The 26,971-nt window shown below is 34.8% G+C and carries 23 protein-coding genes; 7 read left to right on the top strand and 16 right to left on the bottom strand.

Translation table 11 applies throughout. The annotated features are described in order from the left end of the window. Nucleotides 1-49 precede the first annotated feature (49 nt). From glp to CRN91_RS04235, 6 genes are read left to right on the top strand one after another with little or no spacing between them, the layout of a single operon-like run. A complete protein-coding gene (gene glp / locus CRN91_RS04260; protein WP_114115204.1) occupies nucleotides 50-1,312 on the top strand; it encodes a molybdopterin molybdotransferase MoeA in 1,263 nt (420 codons plus the stop codon). Further along, nucleotides 1,309-1,788, top strand: coding sequence for a cyclic pyranopterin monophosphate synthase MoaC (moaC, locus tag CRN91_RS04255; protein WP_114115203.1), 480 nt, complete (start codon nucleotides 1,309-1,311; stop codon nucleotides 1,786-1,788). Before glp ends, moaC begins: the two co-directional genes overlap by 4 nt. Then, entirely contained in the window at nucleotides 1,785-2,780 is a 996-nt protein-coding gene (gene moaA, locus CRN91_RS04250; protein WP_114115202.1) for a GTP 3',8-cyclase MoaA, read from the top strand. The genes moaC and moaA overlap by 4 nt, the downstream gene beginning before the upstream one ends. Continuing rightward, complete coding sequence (locus CRN91_RS04245) at nucleotides 2,777-3,013, top strand: MoaD/ThiS family protein (protein WP_114115201.1); 237 nt, start codon at nucleotides 2,777-2,779, stop codon at nucleotides 3,011-3,013. Before moaA ends, CRN91_RS04245 begins: the two co-directional genes overlap by 4 nt. An 8-nt stretch (nucleotides 3,014-3,021) precedes the next feature. Next, nucleotides 3,022-3,552: a molybdopterin adenylyltransferase gene (gene mog / locus CRN91_RS04240; protein WP_114115200.1), complete on the top strand. Its 531-nt coding sequence runs from the start codon at nucleotides 3,022-3,024 to the stop codon at nucleotides 3,550-3,552. Between the two features lie 12 nt (nucleotides 3,553-3,564). Further along, nucleotides 3,565-4,251, top strand: a complete 687-nt coding sequence (locus tag CRN91_RS04235) for a heparan-alpha-glucosaminide N-acetyltransferase (protein WP_114115199.1) — start codon at nucleotides 3,565-3,567, stop codon at nucleotides 4,249-4,251. Here the strand turns inward: CRN91_RS04235 and CRN91_RS04230 are convergent. From CRN91_RS04230 to CRN91_RS04175, 12 genes are all read right to left on the bottom strand, one after another. Next, entirely contained in the window at nucleotides 4,248-5,555 is a 1,308-nt protein-coding gene (locus tag CRN91_RS04230) for a malonyl-CoA decarboxylase domain-containing protein (RefSeq protein ID WP_114115198.1), read from the bottom strand. The genes CRN91_RS04235 and CRN91_RS04230 overlap by 4 nt on opposite strands. Before the next feature lie 150 nt (nucleotides 5,556-5,705). Then, on the bottom strand, nucleotides 5,706-8,066 hold the full coding sequence (locus CRN91_RS04225) for a nitric oxide reductase activation protein NorD (protein WP_114115197.1): 2,361 nt from the start codon (nucleotides 8,064-8,066) through the stop codon (nucleotides 5,706-5,708). Between the two features lie 9 nt (nucleotides 8,067-8,075). Continuing rightward, on the bottom strand, nucleotides 8,076-8,879 hold the full coding sequence (locus CRN91_RS04220) for a CbbQ/NirQ/NorQ/GpvN family protein (RefSeq protein WP_114115196.1): 804 nt from the start codon (nucleotides 8,877-8,879) through the stop codon (nucleotides 8,076-8,078). A gap of 17 nt (nucleotides 8,880-8,896) precedes the next feature. Then, entirely contained in the window at nucleotides 8,897-10,081 is a 1,185-nt protein-coding gene (gene argJ / locus CRN91_RS04215; RefSeq protein ID WP_114115195.1) for a bifunctional glutamate N-acetyltransferase/amino-acid acetyltransferase ArgJ, read from the bottom strand. Between the two features lie 86 nt (nucleotides 10,082-10,167). Next, a complete protein-coding gene (locus tag CRN91_RS04210) occupies nucleotides 10,168-11,766 on the bottom strand; it encodes an ABC transporter permease (protein WP_114115194.1) in 1,599 nt (532 codons plus the stop codon). 29 nt (nucleotides 11,767-11,795) lie between these two features. Further along, on the bottom strand, nucleotides 11,796-12,815 hold the full coding sequence (locus tag CRN91_RS04205) for an extracellular solute-binding protein (RefSeq protein ID WP_114115193.1): 1,020 nt from the start codon (nucleotides 12,813-12,815) through the stop codon (nucleotides 11,796-11,798). Between the two features lie 54 nt (nucleotides 12,816-12,869). Beyond that, a complete protein-coding gene (locus CRN91_RS04200; RefSeq protein ID WP_114115192.1) occupies nucleotides 12,870-13,751 on the bottom strand; it encodes a sterol desaturase family protein in 882 nt (293 codons plus the stop codon). Further along, a complete protein-coding gene (locus CRN91_RS04195) occupies nucleotides 13,744-15,141 on the bottom strand; it encodes a DUF4856 domain-containing protein (protein ID WP_114115191.1) in 1,398 nt (465 codons plus the stop codon). The genes CRN91_RS04200 and CRN91_RS04195 overlap by 8 nt, the downstream gene beginning before the upstream one ends. Nucleotides 15,142-15,227: 86 nt before the next feature. Further along, a complete protein-coding gene (locus CRN91_RS04190; RefSeq protein ID WP_114115190.1) occupies nucleotides 15,228-15,875 on the bottom strand; it encodes an ABC transporter ATP-binding protein in 648 nt (215 codons plus the stop codon). A 77-nt stretch (nucleotides 15,876-15,952) separates the two neighbouring features. Beyond that, nucleotides 15,953-17,119: a M24 family metallopeptidase gene (locus tag CRN91_RS04185; protein WP_114115189.1), complete on the bottom strand. Its 1,167-nt coding sequence runs from the start codon at nucleotides 17,117-17,119 to the stop codon at nucleotides 15,953-15,955. Nucleotides 17,120-17,137: 18 nt separating this feature from the next. After that, nucleotides 17,138-18,346, bottom strand: a complete 1,209-nt coding sequence (locus CRN91_RS04180; RefSeq protein WP_114116060.1) for a diaminopropionate ammonia-lyase — start codon at nucleotides 18,344-18,346, stop codon at nucleotides 17,138-17,140. Between the two features lie 21 nt (nucleotides 18,347-18,367). Beyond that, on the bottom strand, nucleotides 18,368-19,255 hold the full coding sequence (locus CRN91_RS04175) for a DMT family transporter (protein WP_114115188.1): 888 nt from the start codon (nucleotides 19,253-19,255) through the stop codon (nucleotides 18,368-18,370). Between the two features lie 154 nt (nucleotides 19,256-19,409). On the opposite strand from CRN91_RS04175, the gene CRN91_RS04170 reads away from it, so the two are divergent. After that, nucleotides 19,410-21,413 carry a sodium-translocating pyrophosphatase gene (locus tag CRN91_RS04170; protein ID WP_114115187.1) on the top strand — a complete coding sequence of 668 codons (2,004 nt, stop codon included), beginning with the start codon at nucleotides 19,410-19,412 and terminating at the stop codon, nucleotides 21,411-21,413. A 47-nt stretch (nucleotides 21,414-21,460) separates the two neighbouring features. On the opposite strand, the gene CRN91_RS04165 is transcribed toward CRN91_RS04170, so the two are convergent. Genes CRN91_RS04165 through CRN91_RS04150 form a run of 4 tightly spaced genes read right to left on the bottom strand, consistent with a single transcriptional unit; the run spans nucleotide 21,461 to nucleotide 26,969 of the window. Further along, nucleotides 21,461-22,912 carry a TrkH family potassium uptake protein gene (locus CRN91_RS04165; protein WP_114115186.1) on the bottom strand — a complete coding sequence of 484 codons (1,452 nt, stop codon included), beginning with the start codon at nucleotides 22,910-22,912 and terminating at the stop codon, nucleotides 21,461-21,463. Between the two features lie 39 nt (nucleotides 22,913-22,951). Then, nucleotides 22,952-24,322 (bottom strand): Trk system potassium transporter TrkA, encoded by a 1,371-nt coding sequence (trkA, locus tag CRN91_RS04160; RefSeq protein WP_114115185.1) that lies wholly within the window; start codon nucleotides 24,320-24,322, stop codon nucleotides 22,952-22,954. Next, nucleotides 24,319-24,894, bottom strand: coding sequence for a response regulator (locus CRN91_RS04155; RefSeq protein ID WP_114115184.1), 576 nt, complete (start codon nucleotides 24,892-24,894; stop codon nucleotides 24,319-24,321). The genes trkA and CRN91_RS04155 overlap by 4 nt, the downstream gene beginning before the upstream one ends. Further along, a complete protein-coding gene (locus CRN91_RS04150; protein ID WP_114115183.1) occupies nucleotides 24,891-26,969 on the bottom strand; it encodes a sensor histidine kinase in 2,079 nt (692 codons plus the stop codon). The genes CRN91_RS04155 and CRN91_RS04150 overlap by 4 nt, the downstream gene beginning before the upstream one ends. Nucleotides 26,970-26,971 lie beyond the last annotated feature (2 nt).

Below are 26,971 nucleotides of genomic sequence, written 5' to 3'. Positions count from 1 at the left end.
ACTTACAATTGTATAATACTCGTTAAGAATAATAAATCACTATTACCTAATGAATAATGAAGTAGCTAAATCAGACTCAGTAATGTTTAATAACTCACTGATAAGTGCGGATGATGCATTAGCATTTCTTCTTGACTCCTCTATCGCTGCAAGCAGAATAGAGGTAGTTTCTTTGGATGACTCATTAGATAGGGTTTTAGCTGGGAATATCCAATCAACAATTAATGTTCCTGGATTTGATAATAGTGCCATGGATGGTTATACAATTGCTCTCGATGATCACCAAGTATCACAAAAAAACTTAGTCTTTAATGTTGTCGATAGAATACCAGCTGGTTCAACTGGCAATGAATTAAAAATGGGATGTGCTGCAAGAATATTTACTGGCGCACCGATTCCAAAAGGTGCAAATACCGTTGTAATGCAGGAGGAATGCCAACTCTCTAAAGATGGTACTCAAATTTTAATTGAAAGACCTATAAAACTTAATGAAAATATTCGTCCAATAGGAAACGACATAACTAAAGATGGGATTATTCTTTCCAAAGGAAGAAAAATTCAACCTCAGGATATTTCGCTAGCTGCTTCAGTTGGTATTGGAAACCTAGAAGTATTTAAAAAAATTAAAGTTGGTGTTTTTTTTACAGGTGATGAATTAGTTGAACCTGGAAATTCTTTGACACCTGGCAAAATCTATAACTCAAATCGTTATGCACTTGTAGCTCTTCTTAAGCAAGTTGGCTGCGATGTTATTAATCTTGGTAATATTGAGGATAAATTAAAGGCCACATGTGATGCACTGGAATCTCTATCTAATCAATGTGATTTAATTATGACGACTGGTGGAGTTTCAGTTGGGGAGGAAGATCATGTTAAGCCTGCAGTTGAAAAACTGGGAGAACTTAATCTTTGGAAAATTAGAATGAAACCAGGAAAACCTCTAGCTTTTGGAAAAGTAAAGCAGGTACCATTTATTGGACTTCCAGGCAATCCAGTATCAAGCTTTGTAACCTTTTGTATTTTCTCATTACCTTTTATAAAAAAAATGCAAGGAAATAGTCATTATGAATCTAAAATAGTAAAGGTGAAAGCAAACTTTGAATGCAAAAGAGCAAAGCCCAGGCGTGAGTATGCTCGAGTGCAAATTGATAATAGCTCTGAGACTCTATTAGCAAACCTTTATCCAAAACAAGGTTCTGATGTAATGAGCTCAGTTGTATGGGCAGACGGGATTATTGAGATTCCAGAAGACACAGTATTTGAAAAAGGAACTATACTTAACTACTATCCAATGAATGAATTAACGAGATGAGTAAATTAACTCATATTAATGATAATGGTGAAGCCGAGATGGTCGATGTATCTTCTAAAAGTGAATCAGCTAGAGAGGCCAAAGCTATTGCAATAGTTAATATGAAACCAGAGACACTTGATTTAATTATCTCTGGTTTAAATAAAAAAGGTGATGTGCTTGGTGTAGCTAAGATAGCAGGAATACAGGCTGCAAAAAAATGCTCAGACCTTATTCCACTTTGCCACCCATTGATGCTTTCAAAAATAAGCGTTGACCTCACTCCTAATATTAAAAAGTCCTGCATTGAAATCATTGCTATAGCAAAACTTAATGGTAAGACTGGAGTTGAAATGGAGGCGCTAACTGCTGCCAGCATTGCTGCTCTTACTGTTTATGATATGTGTAAGGCGGTTGACCGCTTTATGAGTATTGATAGTGTTAAGCTTTTAGAAAAAAAAGGTGGTAAATCTGGTCATTGGATAAACCCATCATGAATCAAATAATTGATCCATTTAATCGAAAAATTACTTATTTAAGAGTATCAGTAACCGATCACTGTAATTATAGGTGTCATTATTGTAGAGAGGAAGACCATGTAACTCATACCAAAAGATCAGAAGTCCTTTCCTTTGAAGAGATTGCAAAAATTGTTAAGTTGTTTGCTGAGTTAGGAGTGACCAAGGTTCGTTTAACTGGGGGTGAGCCATTACTTCGTAAAGATATTCTTGATCTTACCAGCATGCTTGGAAAGATTCCAGGAATAAATGATATTCCCCTCTCAACCAATGCTCACCTTCTTCCCTCTCTAGCAACCCAGCTTAGAAAAAATGGCGTTAATAGAGCTAATATTTCAATTGACTCACTTAATTCAAAGCGCTTCAAAGAGATTACTCGTGATGGTAATTTAAATACCGTCATAAAAGGTATCGACTCTGCAATATTAGCTGGAATGAATCCTATTAAACTTAATATGGTAGTAATGAAAGGGGTCAATGACGATGAAATTGAGTCAATGGTTGAGTTTGCAATTAATAGGAACTTAGATATTCGTTTTATTGAAACTATGCCTATTGGACTTGCAGGAATAGAAGCTGTTGATAGGCACTTCAGTGAAAAAGATATTCTTGAAAGAGTCTATAAAATTTATGGGGATAGGTTAAAAACCATAAGTTCTAAACAAACTGACGGGCCTGCAAAAGCTCTTCATATCGAAGGAACGAGTACCAATGTTGCAACAATTTCTGCAGTTTCGAATAACTTTTGTGAAAGCTGTAATCGTGTCAGACTGACTGCTAAGGGTGAATTAATTCTATGTCTTGGTCAGAAAGACTCTGTGTCTCTTCGAGATGCAGTTCGATCAGGAATGAGTGATGATGATATTAAAAAACTAATTTTAAATGCGATAACTAAAAAACCAGAAAAACACTTCTTTAATTCAGCCATTGACAATATTAGTTCTCGACAGATGGTAGAGATTGGAGGATGAAAATATTTTACTTTGCCTCTTTAAAAGAAAATCTAAAAACGTCTTACGATGATATGAATTTCCAAAAACCAGTAACAATATCCTCAATTAAGAAAATTCTAATTGAGAAATATGGTGAGCAGTATTTTCCCAACAATATTTTGTGTGCGGTCAATCATGTCATAGTGAATGAAAATACTAAAGTCAATGAAGAAGATGAAGTTGCTTTTTTCCCACCCGTGACTGGAGGTTAAATTAGTTTATGTCAAATAGCAAAATCAAAATTGGTTTTCTAACTATCTCAGATAGAGCTGCAAGAGGTGTTTATGAGGATATTAGTGGACCTGCTATGCAAGAATGGATTTCAAAGGCTTTAATAAGTCCATATGATAAGGTTTCAAAGGTTATTGAAGATGAACAGCCCCTCATTGAAAAAACACTAATTGAGATGTGTGATGACCTTGGCTGTAATTTAATTCTTACAACTGGTGGAACTGGACCAACTACTAGAGATGTAACTCCTGAGGCTACAGAATCAATTTGTGAACGAGTCTTTGATGGGTTTGCTGAACAAATGCGAACTGTATCTCTTAGAACAGTCCCAACAGCAATCCTTTCTCGTCAAATTGCAGGTACAAGAGGTATCAGTCTTATTATTAACCTTCCTGGGAAGCCAGTAGCAATTGCAGTATGTCTTGGTGCAGTTTTCTTAGCAGTTCCAAAATGCCTAGAACTTCTTGATGAATCTTCGATAACAATTGATAAAGAATTTGTCTCTCAAGTATTTGAGTGATTTTATTATATTATGTCCAAAGCAAGAGACTCAGCTTTAGATTTAATACGTGGTATAGCAATCATAATGATGATTGCCTTTCACTTTATTTATGATCTAAACACATTTGGTTTCACGGAAATCCCTTTGTTTACTCACTGGGCTGGGATAGCTTGGCGATGCTTAATTGTTTTTCTCTTCTTAAGTGCAGTTGGAATAAGTTTAGTTATTGCTCATGGAAAAAAACTTAATCTTCAAAAGTTTTTAAAACGCTTAATATATTTAGGTATTGCAGCCCTTCTTGTTTCTTCTGGAACTTATATAATGTTTCCTGATGGATGGGTCTATTTTGGTATTCTTCAATTAATTTGGGTTTCTTCCATAATAGCTATAGGTTTCATAAATCTTCCAAAAACTTCACTCTTAATTGCTCTATTAATTTTATTTGGTTCATTATTTAACCAACCAAATTTAAATATTTTTACAACTATTTTGGAGCCATATCTACCTGCCACAAGTGTTGACTACTATCCTCTATTTCCATGGTTATCATTTGTTTTTATTGGCATTTATTTAGGACATTTTCCATATTATCAAAAAATTTTCTCAATAAGGATAATCTGGTTAGAGGTTATAGGTAGACATGCGTTAATCATTTATTTAACACATCAAATAATCTTATTTGGGGCTGTTAGCTTGACTTATTACTTATTAAATTAATAGGCTAAAGTTTTTTTCTTATTACTTTGAATAGCTTTTTTAAGCTTAGGAAATACAGCAACTTGCTCCATATTTGCATAATCTTCATGGTTTTTTGCAACCATCTCTGAATCATATAAATAATTGACCATGACCCCCCATGAATCATCTAAGGCAGCCTGATTATTGTTTGCATTAGCATGAATTTTATAAAGAGAAGCTCCATTACCAAGATGAAAATGAGCGACAGGGTTAGCTGCATTGCCATTTTTACGCTTAACCTGTGTAAGGTAATAATAAGTTAATCGTATTAATATAAATTCATCAGGATTACTTTTACCAACACACTCTTGAATGTCCTCAAAAATATTATCTGGCACCTTTTTAGAATCAGCTACAAGAGCTTTTTGAGCCCAATTTTTAAACCCAGGTACAGGAGATAAAGTAACAAATTCATTAATTTGTTTAAACTCTTGTTCTATTTCAGCCACAACTTGCTTTATGAGAAAACTACCAAATGAGACATTTTTTAATCCCATCTGACAGTTAGAAATAGAATAAAAAACTGCAGTTGATGAGCTTAAAGGATTTATTGGCTTAATACTCGTATCAAGTATTGGCATGATTGAATTTGGCGAGTCATCCATCAATGCAACCTCAATAAATATAAGGGGCTCATTTGGAAGTGCAGGATGAAAAAATGCATAAAGCCTTCTATCAGCAGCGGCCACTCGATTTTGTAAATCATTCCAATCTGAAATATGATGGACTGCCTCATACTCCATAATTTTTTCTAAAATTTGAGCACTTGTTGACCAGTCAATTCTCTCAAGTCTCAAGAAACCCCTATTAAACCATGACTTAAATAAATCTACAAAATCAATATCAAGTGATTTTAACTCTGGGGACTCTTTCATACTTACTAAGAGCGACTCTCTCATCTTTAATAACACTGCAGTTCCATTAGGAACTTGATTCAACCTTCTCAATAATTCTTGACTTTTTGGTTCAGTTAAGTTGTGAAGTGTTCTTAATTGTTTTTCATCACTGATATTTAAAGTACTAATAGCTTGTTTTAGTTTTGATCTGTCAACGCTAAATTGATCTAACAGTCTTAAGAAAAATTCTTTTTTTTGGTTTTCCTTTAGAGTGCTGAAGTCTTCTAAAATTATTGTAGCTAGAGAAAATGATGTGGCCTCACTATTTTTACTTACAAGTTGATGGCACTGATCAATTATGTCCTCAGGGCTAGCTGACTTCTTATCTGGCTGACCTCTGCCTATCCTCTGGATAAATGAATTTAAAAAATTGAGATGTTCGCTCATTGCTTCAGTTTGTTTTATTTAAAATTAAATTCTAGATCTATAAATATGGGCAGTATATCAAGTTTTTAATATTTTTCATAAAAAATTGGCCTACTCAATTGAACTGCATCTAAAAACATTAACTATTTCATTCATACATCTAACTTCCTATCACTTCGTCAATGAAATAAATAATTGAGGTAATCTTTCAGGTAATTTCTGAAGATTATCGATAACCATAAATCTATTTTTACCAAAAATTCTTGAAACATATTCATCAGCGTATGGATCCAAACTAATACAAAAGGTAATAATTCCATGGCTTCTAAGCTCTTCTACTGATTTCTTTGCATCCATTCGTAAGTGTTGTGGGTCCTCAACATCAATATCTGCTGGCTCTCCATCAGTTAAAACTAAAAGAATTTTTTTGGCTGAGGGTTGTGTTAATAAGTCTACACCAGCATGTCTAATTGCTGCTCCCATCCGAGTTGATAAGCCACCTTTAATTCCTGAAAGACGCCCCTTTACTTCATCATTAAAACTATAGTGAAATGGCTTAAAACGATAGTATTGAACATCATGCCTTGAGTCAGATGCAAACCCTGCAATCATTAGGTTGTCTCCAATCTTATCTATCGCCCAAGAGAGAAGCGAAGTTGCCTCCTTCATTAATTCTAAAATAGTTTGCTCACTTCCAACTACCTTATCATTTGTTGATTCAGATAAATCCATAAGAAGATTCACTGAGACATCCCTAATATGCTGAACTTTTTTAACATATATCCTGTCTGAAGGAGTTATTCCAGTCCTAATATCTGCCAATGCTGAAACACATGCGTCAAGATCAAGCTCACTACCCTCTTGCTGTTTTTTTAATTTTATTAAACCCTGAGGTTGCATCTGGTCAATTGAATTTTTTAATTGATTTGCAATAGGTTTATATTTAATTAGAATTTTATTAATTACTTCTGGATCACCCTTTTTTAAGCGCCTTTCATATAAAGTTGCCCAATTAGGTCGATATAGTTGTAATTGATAGTCCCACTCATTGTAGTGAAAAGGCTCACTAACTGGCTCCTTATCCTCAAGCTCACTAAGACTTATACCATCAAATTCTTCTGGAGAATGTTCAGATTCTTGTACCCATATCTCCTGAGCATCATCGACAGAATTTTCGTCATCCTCGTTGTGCATTTCCAAATTATTTGAAATGCTTTTGATTTGTTTTTGACTCGCTGGAACATAATCATTACCCTCAGATATCCAATCTTGTTCATCATAATTCCATATATAGCGATTATCATCCCTATAAATTATTGGTGAAGAGACTAATGCAGAGGCACTTATCTTTAGATCAGTCTTAGATTTAAGAAGTTCATAATAACGTAACCCTAAATCATAACTCATAGCTGAACTATCTCCAGATTCAGCCATTTTTTTTATAAATATATTATGAAAATTTGAATTAAATGATTGCTTTATTTTGTAATTTGAATCAAGTGTAGCCCTTGAAAAATCAACAAGATTAACTATGAATGAATTCAACCCTTCTAAGTCTGCTTCTTCAGGATGAAGAGATATCCATATTTTTTTCATTCCAGGAAATTTTTTAATGGTATTTAATTCGACTCTCAAATCTTCAATTAGTGAAACGCAAGCAACTTGAAGTGGATTTAAATCATCCCCCTTGAAGGAGGATGAAGTTTCAGTAATGTGGGCTGCTGCATGAGTACATACTGCCCTGTAACACTCAATGCCTGGTATAACCTTTCCAGAGGCATGCTTGAAGTCGTCAAAAGCATCAGGAATATGCATAACACCATATTCAATATAAGGCCTAAGCCCTCTTTTTGTATCATAGTCTCCAGAAGTTGGTCTGAGAAAAAAATTGCGATTATAAAAAGCTCTAAGATAGAACTGAAGTTTCCTCTGATTATCAATAAATAAAGTCCCACGTCTTTCCTGCTCAAGAATCTCAAGAGACTCAGCACTACTTAATTCAAAATAAGCAATTTGGGCCTTAAAATCTCTTTTAAATGTTTCAGCACCATATAAAACCCATCTTCTTAAGCCTCCAAGAGTTAATTTACTTGTTAATAGGTCAATGTTATTAAGCATTGGGCGCATTCCTCTAGGGGCAAGAGTAATCATTCGCTCTAAAAGCCTCAAATAACTCTTCATGAGATCAAAATCACTCATTCGCTTAGCCACATTGGGCAGGCTTGAGATCATTAAAACTATAACTGCAGCTGAAGTTTGTGAAGTCATCTTCATAATCGAAAATACTATTTCACCAATAATGGACTCGCCCACTTCTTTGACAACCATCGGTGTCTCTTCTAAAAAAGAAATAACTAAGTCTTCACCTTTTCCCATTGCGTGGAGAGCACCAGCAGCATCTAGATAGACCTTTAGCCCATTTGGACTCATTACTTTAGATGCCTCTATAAAACATCCATTTAGGGCATCATTAAGAACATCAGAAGGATCTTGAAACTTTTCTTCAAAATCCGAAAGTTGAACAGAACTCATTATTAATTATTATTCAAAGAAAGTATTTATTGCTGCATTAAGTGTATCAACAATATCTAAGTCATCAGTAATTGGATTAACCATTGCAATTTTACATGCAGATTTTTCATCAACTTTATTTGCTATAAGTTGTCCAGCATAAACACACAATCTTGTAGAAATTCCCTCATCAAGACCATGTCCAACAAGATTTCTAGCTCGTTGCGCTATTTGGACTAATTTGAGTGCTATTTTTTTGTCTACGCCAGACTCCTTAGCAATAATATGTGCTTCTTTATTCTCATCTGGAAATTGAAAATTAAAGCCACAGAATCTTTGTTTTGTGGATTGCTTTAAATCCTTCATTAGGTTTTGATAACCAGGATTATAAGAAATCACTAATTGAAAGTCAGGATGAGCTTCAATCAACTCACCCTTTTTGTCAAGGGGAAGAGTTCTTCGATAATCCGTTAATGGATGAATTACAACTGTTGTATCTTGTCTTGATTCAACTACTTCATCCAGGTAACAAATGCCACCATAACGAGCAGCCATTGCTAAAGGCCCATCTTGCCAAATCGTTCCTTCTTTATCAAGTAAAAAGCGACCTACCAGGTCACTTGCTGACATATCTTCGTTGCAAGCGACAGTTATTAAAGGCTTGCCAAGTTTATATGCCATGTATTCTACAAAACGAGACTTACCACACCCAGTCGGGCCTTTTAGCATAACAGGCATGCGATTTATGTATGCAGCAGTATACATTTCAATTTCATCATCTTGTGGTTGATAAAAAGGCTCTTTCAGTATTTTGTATTGTTCTAATTCATTCATATTTTTAATAATATTAATTAACTTCTATATTCAGCATTTATTTTAACGTAATCATACGAAAGATCTGTCGTCCAAACACTCTCACTATAATCAGAATCACCTAAAACTATTCTAATAATAATTTCTGATTTTTGCATTTCAGCATTTCCAGCAGAATCTTTATAGTTTTCACTTAATTCACCTGAAGAGATTACTTGCAAATTATTTAAATAAATATTAATGTTTTCAATGGCTATGCCAGTTCCTTTTGATCGTCCAACTGCAGCCAGAATCCTTCCCCAATTTGCATCGCTTGCGAATAATGCTGTCTTAACTAATGGAGAATGCGCAACTGTATATGCAACCTCTAAACAGTCTTCAAATGAATCAAGACCTGCCACGTTAACTTCTACAAATTTTGTAGCTCCCTCACCATCTTTAATAATCATTTGTGCTAATTTTTTAGTTAGCTGGTTTAGTGCATTCTGAAACTGATCCTTACAATCACTTATATGAACATTAGATTGGCTTGTTGCACTTAAGGTACAGGCGTCATTAGTTGAAGTATCTCCATCAACAGTGATACGATTGAATGACTGCTCTACAGAAATATTTAAACAATCTTGGAGGTCTTTTTTAGATGCACTTATATCACTAACAATAAAACTTAACATTGTAGCCATATCTGGTCGAATCATTCCTGAACCCTTAGCAACTCCAGAAAGGATTACATCAGTTCCATTAACATTAAATTTAATCGAACAAGATTTTTCAGTTAGATCAGTCGTCAATATGCCTCTAGCTAATTGACTCATACCACTTGCAGAAAGCTCGTCAATGAGCATATTTATATTACTACTGAATGGATCTATAGGTAAGGCTTCACCAATAATACCTGTTGAGAATGGTAATATTTGCTCAGCCTTAATTCCAAATTTATTTGCAACTATGTCACAAGTTTTATAAGCATTTTCTAAACCCTTTTGCCCAGTCCCAGCGTTTGCATTACCGCTATTAATAAGCAGCGCCAATACGTCTGAATTTAAATGATTTTTAGCTACTATTATGGGAGCAGCACAAAAAATATTTTGAGTAAAAACAGCTGCAGTGACACTACCATCAATTAGTTTTACTAAGGAAAGGTCTAGAGTATTATTTTTCTTTATACCAGATGCGACTGAAGAGTACTCAACACCTTTAACTTCTAGCAAATTAGTACTCATAGAAATAAAATCAGGAAAAATTATATAAACTATTTTACCCAATTCAATTAGGTGCTATTCTATTTTGAATCTTTCAACAAAAGTGCTTAGAAATACTCCTTATCGAGCTTATTAAATATTAACATTATTATTGCACCAATTAGTACCATAATGAGTGCCGGTACTGCAGCTCTCTCATAGAATTGATCTGAACTCAATTCAAAAACTCTAATGGCTAGGGTATCCCATCCAAAAGGTCTTAATAAATAAGTTGCAGGAAGTTCTTTCATCACATCAACTGCAACTAACAATCCACCTGCCAAAATACCTGGGGCCATCATGGGCAAATATACCTCTCTAATAAGTCGAAAACGAGAAGCGCCAAGAAGTTTTGCGCTTTGTTCATATACTGGCTTAATTTGCTCAGTTGAAGCATTAGCCGAATTAAAGGCAATAGCGATAAATCTTGAAACATAAGCAAATAATAATAGTGCAACAGAACCAAAAAGAATATGATTTATTGAAGACCCACCAAAATATATACTTACTATCGAAATATTTTGAATACCATATAAAAGCCCTACTGCCATTACTGATCCAGGCAACGCATAGCCAAGTGTTGAGAATCTTATTAGTATTTGCAAGACTTTACTGTTTGCCTTTCTGCGACTAGGAAGAGCTAAAATAGTTGCAGTTACAACTGTTAGGATTGTCGCACTAATAGTCAATATGCTTGTCGAAGCTAAGTAACCAAGATACCTCTGAGTCCATTCTTCACTATATTTTTCAATACTCCAAATAACTAACTGAAGCATTGGCATTGCAAATGCCAACATAAATATACCAAAGACGAATAAAAATATAGACCAACCTATAAAACCAGTTGCCTTATAAGGTTTGATATTAGAAATATCTGTAGAATAATACTTAGCTTTACCTCGAGCCTTCTTTTCAAAGTAAATTAAAAAAAATGAAACTAAAACTAACAAAGAGGCAAGCTGAGCTGCAACCTCAATTGATCTAAAATCACCCCATGCAGAGTAAATTGCAGTAGTAAATGTTGAATAATTAAATAATGAAACAACACCAAAATCAGCAAGTGTTTCCATTAGCACAACTAAAACTCCCGCAGCTATTGCAGGCCTTGCTAAAGGAACTGAAATACGCCAAAAAACATGCAAAGGTTTGGCTCCAAGCATTTTACCAGCCTCAATCATTTGAATTTTTTGTCGCTTAAATGAAGCTCTTGCCATCATATAAACATATGGATAAAAAACCAATATAAATGTCAATATGATTGCCCAGTGGCCAGATCGAATATCAAACCCAGGAATTCCAGTTGTCTCTCTAAGCCATACTTGAGCATATCCTGAATAATCAAAAACTCCGAGGTAAACAAAAGCCAATACATAAGCTGGAATAGCCATAGGAAGAAAAATAGCCCACTCAAGCCAACTTTGGCCAGGAAAATCAACCATCACAATTAAATATGCAAGCACTGTGCCTAAAATACTGACACCAATCCCTACCCCTAAAAGCAGAATTAGAGTTGAGCTTACAACGTCTGGTAGGAGATTTTGAGCAAAGTGCCCCCATAGCTCAGTACCTGGAAACAACCAAGATGAGCATACAACAATAATTGGAAAGGAAACTATAAGCGCTAATAAGCCAATCAGGAAATTTGAATTATTTAACTTGATATTCATTTGGCTATTTAGTTAGATTACCTACATGGTTATTTATATCCCTCTCGCTGCATTAAAGCAACTGCTTCTGCTTGTTTTTTTCCAGCAACAGAAAGATTCATTTTATCCTGATTAAAATCTCCCCATAAAGTAATCAAATTATCCGCTTTTATTTTTTGACTGGCAGGATACTCTTTATTTAACCCAACATAAATCTTCTGAGCTTCTATAGAGGATAAAAATTCCAATAACTTAAGTGAATTTTCTGGGTTTTTAGAGTACCTTGTAACTCCAGCTCCTGAAATATTCACGTGGGTACCTGTTGAATCTTGATTTGCCCAAAATAACTTAAGGGCAACATTAGGCTCTCTCGTCTGAAGTCGGCCAAAGTAATAACTATTTACGATGCCTACATCGCACTGACCAGCAAGAATTGCACTCATCACATAATTGTCTTCTGCATGCGGAGTTGCTGCTAGATTTCTTACCCAACCCTTTACAACTTCAGAAGTATTTTCAACACCATCATGATGAATCAATGAAGCTACTAATGATTTTGAATACACTTTTTTGCTAGTTCTTAGACAAAGCCTTCCCTTCCATTTACTATTTGCTAAATCTTGATAAGTAGATAACTCCTCTGGATTAACTCTATCTGTACTATAGATAATTGTCCTTGCTCGAACTGATAGACCAGTCCATAAGCCCTCAGGATCTCTAAGATGAGATGGAATATTATTAACCAATACCTCACTCTCTACGGGCTGGAATAAATTTTGTGAAGCAGCATACCAAAGATTTCCTGCATCAACTGTCATAAAAATATCCGCTTTAGTTCTTTTTCCCTCTAATTTTATACGCTCGATTAAAGCACCGCCTTTACCAGTAAGATACCTAACTTCAATTCCAGTTTTATTCGTAAAAGCATCAAATAGTGGCTTAATTAAATTCTCTTGCCTTGTACTATAAACTGTAAGAGGCTCATCCGATGCTGCTAAAACAGCTGTTGAAAAAGACGTTGATAGAATAGCTATTATTAGTATTGAAAGTATTGATACTTTTTTGTTCACTTGATACTCCATAAGATTAAGTTAAACTTTATTTCTTTAACTAGTAAAGACAGATTAAGACCCTATAATTAAATTTTTTAAATTGTGAGCTTTTTCAGATTGTCCTTTAAGGCCAAATTCAATATCTTGGTTTTTTTCAGAGACTATACAACTCTGCCCAAGATTATCCCATATTGCAAGGATTGCGCCAAAGTTACAGTCGTAATGTTTTGGATCAATTGAGTGATGTAATTGGTGTTGGGCAGGCGAAACTAAAATCTTTTCAAGCCAATTCCAATAACTAATATTCACATGGGAATGTCTCAAATTTGAGCCCAATGAATGAAATATAACAACAAACATACTTGAACCAAAAATTTCAATTAGTGATACGCTTTCTGCAAAAAAGAAAAAGCAAACCCCTAAGGATAGAGAATGAACTATTACAGCTCTGAGACTAAAAAGGACCGCCTCAATTGGGTGGGTCCTTAAAACTGTTAAAGGTGTTAAATTAGTTGCAGAATGATGCGCCCTATGAAATCGCCATAGTAGAGGAATTCGGTGCATTAGACGATGCAATAAGTATCGTGAAAAATCATCAAGAATGAAAAGGGCAGTGGTAAATATAAGCATTACCATCCATACAGGAAGTGATGCTGAGGGTCTTGAAAAAAACAGATGCATATTTTCAAATACAAATAAGGTTAGTGCAAGCTGACCAACTAAAATTGGCGCTAAAAGTTTTATAAAAAATTGATTTATTATCATTAATTTATAGTCAGCCATAGCTGACTTAGACAACCATATATTTGAATTAAAAAAACCACTAACAATATTTGTCAGTGGTTTTTTTTGAACCATCCTAAGCCAGATAATAGCTATGAAAGCAGCGCTTATTAAATATCCTATAAATAAGCGCTTTTCTGGGTTAAGAAAATTTGCAAAAAAATCAGTCATTCTCCGCGCTTGATTTTGCGCCAAGAGAATCAACTAATGCAGACAAACCTGCAGTTTGATCATTAGACCTTGCTACTACTCCAAACTCATCAACCATTAGGTTTTGAACTTTAAGCATATGGACCATGTAGCCACCCCATGTCTCTGCATCACTCTGAATATACTCACCATTTGAGTCGATTCCAGTAACTTGTGTATTACCTAAAAGAAGAGGACTGTGCCCAATTAAGCGATTAAGCTTAACTGAAGTTGCACCCATATCTTTTCCACCAACTTGAAGTGCTAGAGCAAAGCCTTTAAGCTCACCCCAATGCTTTGAATAGTTGCGCCATTCTTTGGATACATCACCACCAGATTCGAGAATCGCTTCAATTTTCATCATGTCTTTATAAGTTGAACCTGCATACTTAAATACTGACTCAGCAATCACTTTTTCCCAGTTAGTCTTAACCACCTGAGCGTAAGCTTTAAGTTGATCACGTTGAGCTTCAGAAAGAGCGTTAGCATCAGCAGCTGTTATCATGTCTCTTCCGTCCATGTAGGCGCCAACGATGTCATGAAGGTAAGTTGTCTTGCCACCTTTATCATATGAAGATGCATAGTAAGCATGGCCAAAAGCAAACTCTTTATACAAATCTACCTTGCCATCATAATTATAATCTGCTACAGCAGCATCTTTCTGTTTAGCAATATTGTAAACATCTTGTGCTGATAAAGTCAAAGTGTGTGACGGAGCACCAAAATAACCAAATGCCTCATCCCAAACATGCTCCTTACCAGTGTATGCAGCACCATCTTTATATGGCTTATTATTTGGTTTATTATCTGCTTCAAGCTTTTCATCAAGATAATTATCTACTGCCTGGTTATACATGACAGCACCCATTAAGAATTTTGATACTAATTGAGTATAGTCATATGCATGAGCAGCATCATAGCCACCCTCAACTTCTGCAGCTTTTTCAAACATAAATGCAGCTACTTCAGGACCAGTCATATTTCCAGGCCATCCAGGAATTAAACCTTTATAAGTTTTTCCACTAAGGTTTTTATTAGAAAGCTCTCCAATAGTAGATTGCATAATAACAAAATCACCTTTTGTTGCTGGAGCAATAATTGCTCGATTAGCATCATCACCAGAGTAATAGCTTTGCATTGCACTCATATCACCTTTAGAAATTAATTTCTTAAGTGAACTTTCAAGAGCGTGTCTAGCCATCTGACCTTTGTATGAAACAGATGAAGTGGCACTTCCAGAGTAATCTTTCAGTGTAATTGGAAAATCAGCATAGACATTTGACCTAGCAAATGCAGATGATGAAATCAAAATTGCTGACGTTAGAACGACAGTCAAGGGAACCGCTTTGGCGGTAAATCGCTTATTAAACATTGCTTATTCCTTAAAAAAAGTTAAAGTAAAAGTGTTTCTATTTGCAAATGATAATCAATATCATTTGCGTATGATACCTATTATTATTAAATAATCAACTTCTTTTTGGTAATAGTACCAACAATATCTGCAAAAGATTTTGCTTCGTCATCATCATGCGTAACAAGGATAGAAGTTACTCCAGAATTTTTAAGAATCTCCCTAACTTCTTTTACCAATGGGTCGCGATGTGATTTATCTAGACTAGAAAAAGGCTCATCCAATAATAGAAGCTTTGGTGACGTTGCAAGTGACCTAGCAAGTGAAACTCTTTGCTGTTCACCTCCAGATAATTGGTGTGGATATTTTTTTTCAATACCCTGCAACCCAATTAGTTCTAAAAGTTCATCGACACTTTCAATCTTTTCTTGTTTTGATAGATAATCAATTCCAAAAGTAACATTCTGAAAAACTGTCATATGAGGGAATAAAGTATAGTCCTGAAAAACCATTCCCATCTCTCTTAATTCAGGCTTTACTGAGTGATGACCATCAAAACTTAAATCATTTCCATCTAAAGAAACACTACCATCTAATGCATCTTCAAGACCTGCAATAAATCTTAGAGCTGAGCTTTTACCACTCCCACTTTCACCTAATAAAGCGAAAATATCGCCACTTTTAAGATCAAGATTAAACCCATCTAAAACTTGATTCTCATCAAATGAGATTGATAAGTTTCTTACATTTAGCACTTTGTAAACCTAAATAATAATGATTCGCATTATTATATAAGAGTAATCTCTTAAATGTTGAATAATAGACCGAAGTGCTATTGAATTATTGGTAATTCTTCTGCAGCTCTTATGCTTAGCCACTCAGGGCCATCATCAGTTATAACAATATTTTCTTCATGAACCATTTCTTTTCCAGGCAAAAATTCCATTCCTGGCTCTAAAGTCAAAACAACTCCTGGCTCTAGAACAGTATTATCGCTTGCAGTATTAGAAGGCCACTCAGTTAATTGCATTCCTAAACCATGTCCAAGCCTTCCAACTGTACTTCCAAGAGCCCCTCCTTTTTGCAGAACATCATTCATTGCATTAAAAATATCAGAAGTTGTATTACCTACTTGAGCAGCTTTAAAACCTGCTTCCGTAGCATCAAAAGCAACCCTATAAGCGCTTTTTGATTCCTCACTTATATGTCCAAAAGCATAGTTCCTATCAAAATCACAGTAATAACTATCAAATACAGATCCAGTATCAATAATAAAAAGATCTCCCTCTTCGATTAATTTATCAGTTGGGCCCATAATAATAGAGCCGTAACCATCTTTTCCTGAACCCGACACAATGTAGGGAGAGTCATCAACTCCTAGAGATAGAAGATGCTGTTTAAAGCGTCGACAATTCTCTTGCTCACTATCACCAGCACTTAGAAAACCCTCTAAATCTATGAATCCTTGAGAAGTAATTTGACAGATATGTCTTATCTTTGCAATTTCAGAAGGTGACTTTACAAACCTTACCTTTCTTAAAATTTTATTAGCGTCTTTTATTTCTATACCAACTAAAGATTTAATTAAATATTCATAGTCATCTAATGGCATCCTCAAAGTACTTTCAAGAGTTTTTGGAACTCCTAAACATTTATGTTTTGACATTAAAGACTTAATGGTTTGAAGTAATAAACTAATACCATCATCTTCTGGATTAGGAGAAGTCCAAGTCTGGATATCATCAATCCATGTTCCCCTCATTCCTGACTCACCTATAGTTGGGATGATAGCTTTAGGTTTTCCGTTTCCAGGAATCAAAACATACCAAGGTCTTGTTGGGCTTTGAAAAAATTGTGATTTGAAACCTGTGTAATATTCTATATCCACTTGTGTAGTTAATAAAATCGCATCCATCTTAGACTCAAACATATGCTTTTGAATATTATTAAGCCTATTTTCGTATTCAGATACTTCAAAACCTCTTTTTGGAATAGACATATTTTTACTCCTAACCTCTTAAATAACTGCTAAAACTTCTTCTGAGGACTTTCCAACTAATTTTTCATACATTTCTTCGTCAGTATCACCCTCTGTTCCAAAAAATAAAATCTTTGAATTCTCATTAATCATAAGTTTTTCTCTAAGTTCCTTACTATTAGAGGCTATAAGAAATCCAGCCAGACCTGTAACTGCAGATTCTCCAGCGACTATAGGAACATCTCTATTTGATAAAAGCTTCATTGCTTCAGGGATTGAGTTATCAGTAATAGTCATAAAATGTGAAACATAACTCTCAAGAATAGCCCATGCTAATACTGATACTTCACCACATGCAAGCCCAGCCATTATTGTATCTAATTCACCATGAACTGCTGTAGGTTTTCCATTCTTAGCGCTCTGAAATAAACAATCTGCATTTACTGGTTCAACAACAACGAATTTAGGTGGATTCTCTAGACTTTCAACTAAAAAAGAAACAACTGCGGCTGGAAATCCACCCACACCGCCCTGAAGGAACACGTGGGTTGGGACTGTATCCATTTGCTTTAATGCCTCATCCACCATAACTGTATAACCCTGCATAACATCTTTTGGAATATCAGTATAGCCCTCATATGAAGTATCAGAGACAACGGTATAGCTATTCTTTTCAGCAACTTCAGCAGCTAAGCGAACTGAATCATCATAATTACCTTTTATTCGATTAACGTCTGCACCATATTTTGCAATTGCCTTCTCTCTAGCAACACTCACATTTCGGTGAATATAAATTTCACAATTACAGCCAAACTTTTGTGCTCCCCAGGCAACTGATCTCCCATGATTGCCATCTGTTGCACAGCAAACAGTAATTTTTGAAGTAAAGTCTCTATGTATTCCTGCTATTAGATCTGAAGAGTTAGCATCAATCCCATTCTCCTTTAACTTTTGAATCAAGAGATTTGCTACTGCATAAGCTCCTCCAAGAGCTTTAAAGCTTTTAAGAGTAAAACGAGGATTTTCATCTTTATAAACAATCAATTCAACCCCAGTATCTTTGGCCATATCAGAAAAATTATGAAGAGGAGTAGGTTTGTATCCATCCCATGAAGTAATTTCATTATTAGCCAATTTAAAGGCCGCTAAACTCAAAATATCTTGATGCTTGTATTCAGAACCAACTTGAATTCGATTATTTTCGAAATGCGAGAAAACTTCAGAAAAATTGCTGTAATTATTTGTCATATTCAAAGTTATTTAATTTTACTATTCAGAGCTACTTTTTACCCCAGAACTATTGCCTTGTGTCAACTGTCTTCTTTCAATAGTGATAGAGGCGATTGCCACCAAAATTACACCCAATGATTGAGTCATAGTTATTGCATCAGCATAGGCTATAAAACCAAAAATTAATACCAATAAAGGCTCAGTATATCCAATATTAGCTGTTCTTACCGGACCATAACGACGCACAGAAATATGATAAAACATCATCCCAGTAGCAAAGAAAGTTCCAGAAACTAAAGAAAGAATAATACCTTCACCACTTGGATAGTAAAAACCAATTTCATCAATAAATAAGTATAAAAATGTAAGAGCTGGAATAAGAGTAGTATATTTGACAATCTCCCAATTCTTTAAACTACCTACCCTTGGAGTCAAAATAAGAATTAATGAATAGCTTAATGCAGATAGTAAGGCCAGAATAATACCAATTACCATTGTATAAAATCCTTCTGAACTTTGAGATATTGCTGCGATTCCTAATGTTGCAACTATAAACATTAATATTGTTATCAAATCAAGTTGTCTGCGTTTTCGTAAGGAAATTATTAAATAAGTAAGCAAAGGATAGGTAAATAAAATTACACTAGCAAGTCCTACTGACATATATTTCACAGCTTCAACATATAGCCAAGACTGGATACCAAATAAAAAAGAAAGCACAATAAGCCAGGAGGTAAGTTGGTGGTGTTTAATTTTTTTATAAGAGAATAAACTTTTAGTTACTATTAATGAAGTACAAAAAGTTGTTCCAAAACGAATAAATAAGAATAAAAATATACTAATTTCAAAAGTATAGATCAAGGGGATCATACTTACATTTAAAGCATAGAAAAAAGATGATAGCAGTGCAAATCGAATTACAAACATTTTGATTGTAAATAACAGATATTAATCAAATTTTATTTTATAAGATTAAATTGAGTTAAATTTACCTCATTTCAATTCAAATTTAGTATTTTTTTTTCCAAATTTTCAGTACTTTAGGATATCATTGCCGCTTCATTTAATTTTAGGAGAGAAAATGAATTTTGATGCAAATTTGATAGCGCCTTCATTGGGTGTTTTAGGACTGTTGATAGTGGTTTTTATTTATCAGTGGATAAAAAAACAACCTGGTGGGAGTGGAGATGTTCAAAAGATTGGTGAACAGATTCATATTGGTGCAATTGTATTCATGAAACGTGAATATCAAATGCTCAGTATGTTTGCATTAGTTTTACTTGTTTTAGTCTACTTTTTTCTTGGTTGGGAAAGTGCTTTATGCTTCTTAATTGGTGCAGTTACATCTGCTACTGCTGGCTATATAGGAATGGAAACTGCAACTATTGCCAACGTTAGAACAACCCAAGCCGCTCATAAAGAAGGAAGTGCAGCTGCTCTTACTGTTGCCTTCTTTGGTGGTTCAGTTATGGGACTCTCAGTTGCAGCACTTGGGCTTCTTGGCTTAGGTGGACTTTACTACTTTTTTGGTGCAACACATTCTGAAGCGCTTCATGGTTTTGCCATGGGTGGTTCAGTAGTTGCTTTATTTTCTCGTGTTGGTGGTGGTATTTTTACTAAAAGCGCTGATGTTGGTGCTGACTTAGTAGGTAAATTAGAAGCTGGTATTCCTGAAGATGATCCTCGCAATCCTGCAGTTATTGCTGACAATGTTGGAGATAATGTTGGAGATATTGCTGGAATGGGTTCAGATATTTTTGAGTCCTATTGTGGTTCAATGATTGCAACAATTGCAATTGCTTCTACACTATCAGTTGTGGCATTAGATATGCTTGGTGGTAATAGAAGTGAGTTAATGTTTCTCCCTCTTGCACTTGCATCTCTCGGTCTTATTTGCTCTATCATTGGTATTATTGTTGTGAAAATGTCATCAAATAAGTCACCAGAATCTGCTCTTCGAATGGGTACCATTGGTTCGGCACTTTTATTTATTATTACCTCTTATTTCCTTATCGATTTCTTAGATGTTGCAAATTCCATTTGGGCTGCAGTTCTAATGGGAAGCATTGGTGGAATTATTATTGGACTTGTAACTGAGTATTACACTGCAGGAAAACCAATTAGAGATATTGCAGAATCAGGTAAAACAGGTGCAGCCACAGTAATGATCAAAGGCTTAGCAATTGGTATGCAGTCAGTGGTTGTACCAATCCTTATGATTTGTTTAATCATTTATGTTTCAAACTTATATGTTGGATTATATGGTGTTGGTATTGCTGCTATTGGAATGTTAGCTACTGTAGGTATGACTATGGCAATTGATGCCTATGGTCCAATTGCAGATAATGCTGGTGGTATAGCTGAAATGGCTGGTCTTGGAGAAGATACCCGTAAAATCACGGACTCGCTTGATGAACTTGGTAACACGACAGCTGCTATTGGTAAGGGATTTGCCATTGGTGCAGCTGCTCTTGCAGCTCTTGCAATCATTACAGCATATACTGAAACAGTAAGTGCAAACTCTGATGATTTCATACTCAAGCTAAATAGTGCTGAAGTTTTAATTGGTCTTCTTATTGGTGGAACAATTCCATTCTTAATTGCATCTCTTACAATGACAGCTGTTGGTGATGCTGCGTTTGAAATGATTGAGGAAGTTAGAAGACAGTTTAAAGAAATTAAAGGACTATTAGAAGGTAAAGCTGAGCCTGATACTGCTAAATGTGTTGATATTGCAACAACTGCAGCACTTAAAAAGATGGTTCTTCCAGGAGTTATAGCTGTAGCAGCTCCTGTTTTAGTAGGTTTTTTGATAAGTCCTGAGGCACTTGGTGGAATGTTAGCTGGTGCCCTTCTAGGCTGTGTTCTAATGGCTCTTATGATGGCAAACGCTGGTGGAGCATGGGATAATGCTAAAAAGCATGTAGAAAAGGGCAACTTTGGTGGTAAGGGAACTGACGTTCATACTGCAACTGTTGTTGGTGATACTGTTGGTGATCCCTTTAAGGATACATCTGGCCCATCAATGAATATTCTTATTAATGTTATGGCGATTGTCAGCTTAGTTATAGCGCCTTTATTATAAAAATAACTAATTCAACCCTACCCTTCTAGTGGGGTTGAAGTTTCCAATTAATTTCGCCAAAAAGCTCTATGAAATAGAGCAATAATTGTTAATACCTCTAATCTTCCAATGAGCATAGAAAAGCTCAAAATCCACTTCGCAGTATCACTCAAGGCTCCATAACTTTGAGAAACATCTCCTAGTCCTGGCCCAAGGTTATTCATAGTTGCTGCAGTAGCAGAATAGGCTGTTACCTGATTTAACCCTGCGAACATTAATAGCATTAAAATAATAAAAAATGAAATAGCATAAAGTGAAAAGAATCCAAGTACAGAAATAAGCGCTTTTTCATTGAGACTTGCTTTATTTAATTTGACACTGACCTGAGCATTTGGTCTAATAAATCTATTAATTTCTTTCATACCTAGTCTAAACATAACTAGTATTCGAACTACTTTTATTCCACCACCTGTTGAGCCAACACAAGCGCCTATAAAGCTAACCATAATAAGAAAAACCGGAATTGCAGCAGGCCAGTTACTATAATTTTGTGATGAAAATCCTGTTGTAGTTGCTATTGATATTGTTTGAAATATTCCATACCTCATTGTCTCACCAACACTAGTATATTCTGAGTTTAAACTGAGTGCTAAAAGTACTATGACTGAAGAGCTAACTAATACCATTGAGTATGTTTTAAATTCAGAGTCTTTAATATAGTCGACTAATGAACGATTATTCCAAGCCACAAAGTGCAAAGAAAAGTTAATTCCTGCCAAAAACATAAAGAAAATTGCAATCATTTCCACTGACACTGAATTGAAATAGCCAATTGAAGCGTCATGTGTTGAAAAGCCTCCAATAGCAACAGTTGAAAAACTATGACTAATGGCATCAAAAATCGACATACCAGCTAAAAAATAACCTAAAGCACATAGAATTGTTAATGAAACATATATCTTCCATAAGGCAATTGCAGTATTTCTAAGTTTTGGAGTAAGCCTATCCTTAGCAATACCACTTGATTCAGCATGATAAAGCTCCATACCTCCAACCCCTAAAAGAGGAAGAACAGCTACTGCTAGAACAATAATCCCCATCCCACCAAGCCATTGCAGTTGCTGACGATAAAAAAGGATACTCTTAGGAAGATCGTCTAACTGAGTTAAAACTGTTGCCCCAGTTGTTGTAAGACCAGACATTGATTCGAAAAAGGCATCAGAAAATGAAAGGTTAGTAATTGAATCAGTAATTAATAAAGGAAAAGTACCAAATAATGATAATACTATCCAAAAACAGACAACTATTAAAACGCCCTCCCGAATTCGAAAATCTTTTTTCACTTTTCGAAAAGGCCACCATAAGGTCAAACCACCAATAATTGTTAGAAAAAAAGCAATTACAAAAGAAAGGTATTCACCTTCAGCATATATAAAATCGACAATTATAGGGGGTAATTGGGCTAGACTAAAAATCATAAGCAAGAGGCCTATGGTCTTTGCAACTATACTTAACTGCATTTAATATCTACCATTTTATTTTTTGATTTATAAAAGCTGTTATTCATTCTCAAGGAATAAAGCTTCAACTTCATGAATTTTCTGAACATCCATAAGTACCATCAATACATGATCACCTTGCTCTATTATGAGCTTTTTAGAGCCCATTAATAACTCATTATCTCTAACAATAGCTCCAATCACAACACCCTCAGGAAGTGGTAAATCCTTAATTTTCATACCAACAACTTCAGATGTTTTTTCATCGCCATGCACAACAATTTCAATTGCCTCAGCTTTTCCATGCTGAAGAGAATGCACTTTCATGCAATCACCCTTTCTAATATGAGACAAAATACCGCTCACTGTTATTTGGTCAGGTGAAACAATAATATCAACATCTCCACTCTGTTCTGCCAACGAAGAATAAACGTCCCTCTTTACAAGAGCAATAGTTTTATGAGCCCCTAAGCGTTTAGCCAAAATTGAGACAATAACGTTAACCTCATCTGAATCAGTTAAAGCTAAAAATAAATCAGTATTTTCAATACCTTCCTCTTTAAGCAAGTCCTCATCAGAGGCGCTCCCTTGAAGAACTAATGTATTATCTAATTGCTCAGCTAATGATTTTGCTCTCTCCTCATTAAGCTCCACAATTCGAATATTATGAGTATCTTCAAGAAGTGTTGCAACATTAAGCCCAATACTTCCTCCCCCTGCAATAAATATTTTTTCATATGTATTTTCAGCTCGTCTAAATTCTTTCAAAGCTCTTGAAATATGATTTTTTTTAGCCAGAAAATAAACTTGGTCACCCTCTCTTATAACCGTATCACTCAAAGCAGGAATAGCTTTTCCATTTCGATATAGACTTACAATTCGCATTTTTACGTCTGGCATATGCTCATGAAGTTCTTTAATGGGTCTGTTAACAATGGGTGTTCCAACATATGCACGGGTCTCTACTAGCTGGACAAGGCCATTTTCAAAGTCAAATACTTGAGATGCACCAGGCTCTTCCACAATTCCTTTTATATAGTCAGTTATTAAAATCTCAGGTGTAATTAAGAAATCAATTGGTAAAGCATCATTACTAAATATTTCAGGTCTTAGCAAATACTCTTTCGTTCTTATACGTGCAATTTTTTTCTCTACATTGTACAAAGTATGAGCCATTCTGCATGCAACCATATTCCTCTCATCAGAGCCCATCACAGCAATAACCATATCCATAGATTTGATTCCAGCCTTTTCTAAGACACTCGGATATGCCCCATAACCCATAACAGTTTTAATATCAAGATGTCTCTGAAGTGGAGAGAGCTTGTCTTCTTTTTGATCTACAATGGTAATATCATTATCATTATCTGAGCAAAGATACTTTGCTAGTGTTGAGCCTACCTGGCCAGCACCTAAGATTAAAATTTTCATTTCTTATCAATCCCTAAGTCTTTTAGTTTTCTATAGAGTGTAGTTCTCTCTAGACCTGCAATTTCTGCAACTATGGCAATGTTGTTATCATTAACCTTAAGATGATGGAGTAAGTATTGACTTTCAAAGATATTGCGAGCTTCTTTAAGCTTAAGAGAGTAATCGATACCACTCACTTGTTGTGTAGATTCTTCAGAACCTTGATCAGTCATTATATTTCTTAAAATTGGTAAAAAATCATGAAGGGGTTTCTTTAAAAAATCAGTAGCACCTAGCTTCATTGCCTTAACAATATCACTAGGTTCAGCATGCCCTGACATCATTACCACTGGCGTATCAAAACCTTCTGAATGCCATTCTGAGAGAAGTGAAATACCATCTTGACCAGGCATCCAAACATCCATTAAAATCAAATCAAAAGAGTTTGTGTTAACAATAGTTTTTGCTTCAGCAGCACTTCTTGCAAGAACAGTCGAATAATTAACATCTTCTAAAATATCCTTAATAATCTCTGTATTATCTTTTTCATCATCAATAATAAGTATTCTGCCTAAAATAGCTTCTTCATTCATTTTTTTATCCCCTTTACAGGTTTAATTATACTGAATTCAATTGTTATTCTTGCTCCTTGAGGCTCAACATTACTTGCAAATATTTGACCTTCATGTTGCTCAATAATATTTTGAACAATTGCCAAGCCTAACCCACCACTTTTTTCTTTGGTTGTAATATAAGGCTCAAAAATTTGGTCAATAATATCCTCTGGGAAGCCACTTCCATCATCAATCATAGTAAAACGAACTAAGCCTTCATCTTTTTTGAATCTTGATTTAATTTTAATATTTAAAATACCATCATCTTTCTTAGCTTCAATTGAATTTTTAATCAAATTAATTATAACCCTAGAAACCGCATCTTTATCTATCTGTAATTCTGGCAAGTCACCACTCAAATCAAGATCAATTCTTAAATTTTCATTATTATCATAAAGAGCAACAGATTTATTAATCAAAGCATTTAGTGAGGTAGAAACTTTCACAATTTCAGGTGTATTAGCATAGTTTGCAAAGGCGCTTACCATTGAATCCATAGAGGCAACTTGATCAATAATAGTTTGTGTTGTTTTATTAATAATTGCAGAATCTTTAGTATCTAATTTATCTAAAAAAAGGTTGCGTAACCTTTGCGCAGATAGCAATATTGGAGTTAGTGGATTTTTAATTTCATGTGCCATTCGAACTGCAACCTCACCCCATGCAGCTTTTTTCTGGGCGCGATTTAATTTTGAAATATCATTTATTATAATAACGTATCCAAGTGATTTATTTTCAATATCAAGAACAGCTCCCTGGCAATATATAAGTCGATATCGATCTTTTAATGTCAGTTCAACTTCTCCATTCCATTCAGGTAAATCATCACCTATCTTTTTCTCAATAAATGAAAAAAGAGGCTCTAAATTTGGGTAATCTTTGATTATGGCATCATAGGATTTTGAAATAAAAATTGTCTCATCTTTAATTTGAAGCATTTTCCCAATTACAGGATTTATGAGTTGTATTTTTTTATATTGGTTTAAAGCAATAACTCCAAAAGAATATTTTAAAATTGTCTCAAGATACAAATTATGGGTATCAAGCCCTTCTCTAGACATTTTGATTCTGCTACTCATTTCATTAAAATGTTCTATCAAGTCATTCATATCAGTATTTTTTGGGCTCTGCTCAATTTGCACATCATAATTACCTGAAGAAATTTCTCTAGTTGCTATTGATAAATTATGCATTGGTCTCATTAATTGATCTATCATTCTAAGAACAATTAATAATGCGCTTAAAACGGCTAATAAAATTGTTGATGAAAAGTCAATCATAAATCGAGTTTTAATAATAGATGAATTAAGTGTTAATTCTGCATCCTTAGCCGCATCTCTAAAACGTGTCATTCTGGAGGTCAAACTATCAATACTAAAATCTGAAGAGTAATGTGCAATTAATGAAAATTCATTTGTCGAAGCAGTAATTCCATCTTTCAAGCAAACTAAATCACTTTTGCTACTTGCAACGAGATTCATATTGCTGTCATAAAGCTTTAGCTCACAAGCCCATGAATCTTGGACTAAAAGATTTAAAACTGTTTGCATTTCTTCAGCTGATTTACTAGGAGCGTCAAAGTAATTTACAAGCTTTCCAATATTTCGTGTTCTGTCATCATAATATTTAATTGCAACATTACTTGTATTGCGATAAAGCTCATCAACTTCTCCACCAACTTTAAGATTAAACTCATCAAATTTACTCTCAGCAATTTGGAGATTATCTCTTATTGAGCCAAAAGAAAAAAGATAAAAAGATAGAACAGGAACTAATACCAAGACTGGAACAATCTTTATAAATGACCAAGTAAACTTTGAACCAATAACACCTTCTTGAGTATTCATCTTCAGCTTCTTCATTGAAAGCACAATGTAGTAAATAGCGACTAAACTCATTACCACATTGAAAATAACCAGGACAAGATACCACTTCTCTATCAATTCAGCATTCAGGCCAAGATAGAACATGCCAGAAAATGAGATTAAGAAAATGCTAATCCAAAAAAGTGCACGGGGAGCTTCTTTGATTGAAAAAGCTTGATTTAGCAACATAA

The organism is Candidatus Thioglobus sp. NP1 (assembly GCF_003326015.1).
Lineage (GTDB): Bacteria > Pseudomonadota > Gammaproteobacteria > PS1 > Pseudothioglobaceae > Pseudothioglobus > Pseudothioglobus singularis_A.
The sequence above is the reverse complement of the archived record's forward strand: the minus strand, read 5'-3'. Positions and strand labels throughout refer to the sequence as shown.

What these genes read in the sequence shown, in the direction of transcription:
- CRN91_RS04175 (WP_114115188.1), bottom strand. Translation starts at nt 19,255, where the DNA reads ATGTTTGTAATTCGATTTGCACTGCTATCATCTTTTTTCTATGCTTTA.
- CRN91_RS04225 (WP_114115197.1), bottom strand. Translation starts at nt 8,066, where the DNA reads ATGAGTTCTGTTCAACTTTCGGATTTTGAAGAAAAGTTTCAAGATCCT.
- moaA (WP_114115202.1), top strand. Translation starts at nt 1,785, where the DNA reads ATGAATCAAATAATTGATCCATTTAATCGAAAAATTACTTATTTAAGA.
- CRN91_RS04235 (WP_114115199.1), top strand. Translation starts at nt 3,565, where the DNA reads ATGTCCAAAGCAAGAGACTCAGCTTTAGATTTAATACGTGGTATAGCA.
- CRN91_RS04220 (WP_114115196.1), bottom strand. Translation starts at nt 8,879, where the DNA reads ATGAATGAATTAGAACAATACAAAATACTGAAAGAGCCTTTTTATCAA.
- CRN91_RS04165 (WP_114115186.1), bottom strand. Translation starts at nt 22,912, where the DNA reads ATGCAGTTAAGTATAGTTGCAAAGACCATAGGCCTCTTGCTTATGATT.
- moaC (WP_114115203.1), top strand. Translation starts at nt 1,309, where the DNA reads ATGAGTAAATTAACTCATATTAATGATAATGGTGAAGCCGAGATGGTC.
- glp (WP_114115204.1), top strand. Translation starts at nt 50, where the DNA reads ATGAATAATGAAGTAGCTAAATCAGACTCAGTAATGTTTAATAACTCA.
- trkA (WP_114115185.1), bottom strand. Translation starts at nt 24,322, where the DNA reads ATGAAAATTTTAATCTTAGGTGCTGGCCAGGTAGGCTCAACACTAGCA.
- argJ (WP_114115195.1), bottom strand. Translation starts at nt 10,081, where the DNA reads ATGAGTACTAATTTGCTAGAAGTTAAAGGTGTTGAGTACTCTTCAGTC.
- CRN91_RS04150 (WP_114115183.1), bottom strand. Translation starts at nt 26,969, where the DNA reads ATGTTGCTAAATCAAGCTTTTTCAATCAAAGAAGCTCCCCGTGCACTT.
- CRN91_RS04185 (WP_114115189.1), bottom strand. Translation starts at nt 17,119, where the DNA reads ATGTCTATTCCAAAAAGAGGTTTTGAAGTATCTGAATACGAAAATAGG.
- CRN91_RS04155 (WP_114115184.1), bottom strand. Translation starts at nt 24,894, where the DNA reads ATGAATGAAGAAGCTATTTTAGGCAGAATACTTATTATTGATGATGAA.
- CRN91_RS04180 (WP_114116060.1), bottom strand. Translation starts at nt 18,346, where the DNA reads ATGACAAATAATTACAGCAATTTTTCTGAAGTTTTCTCGCATTTCGAA.
- CRN91_RS04200 (WP_114115192.1), bottom strand. Translation starts at nt 13,751, where the DNA reads ATGACTGATTTTTTTGCAAATTTTCTTAACCCAGAAAAGCGCTTATTT.
- CRN91_RS04245 (WP_114115201.1), top strand. Translation starts at nt 2,777, where the DNA reads ATGAAAATATTTTACTTTGCCTCTTTAAAAGAAAATCTAAAAACGTCT.
- mog (WP_114115200.1), top strand. Translation starts at nt 3,022, where the DNA reads ATGTCAAATAGCAAAATCAAAATTGGTTTTCTAACTATCTCAGATAGA.
- CRN91_RS04230 (WP_114115198.1), bottom strand. Translation starts at nt 5,555, where the DNA reads ATGAGCGAACATCTCAATTTTTTAAATTCATTTATCCAGAGGATAGGC.
- CRN91_RS04210 (WP_114115194.1), bottom strand. Translation starts at nt 11,766, where the DNA reads ATGAATATCAAGTTAAATAATTCAAATTTCCTGATTGGCTTATTAGCG.
- CRN91_RS04195 (WP_114115191.1), bottom strand. Translation starts at nt 15,141, where the DNA reads ATGTTTAATAAGCGATTTACCGCCAAAGCGGTTCCCTTGACTGTCGTT.
- CRN91_RS04170 (WP_114115187.1), top strand. Translation starts at nt 19,410, where the DNA reads ATGAATTTTGATGCAAATTTGATAGCGCCTTCATTGGGTGTTTTAGGA.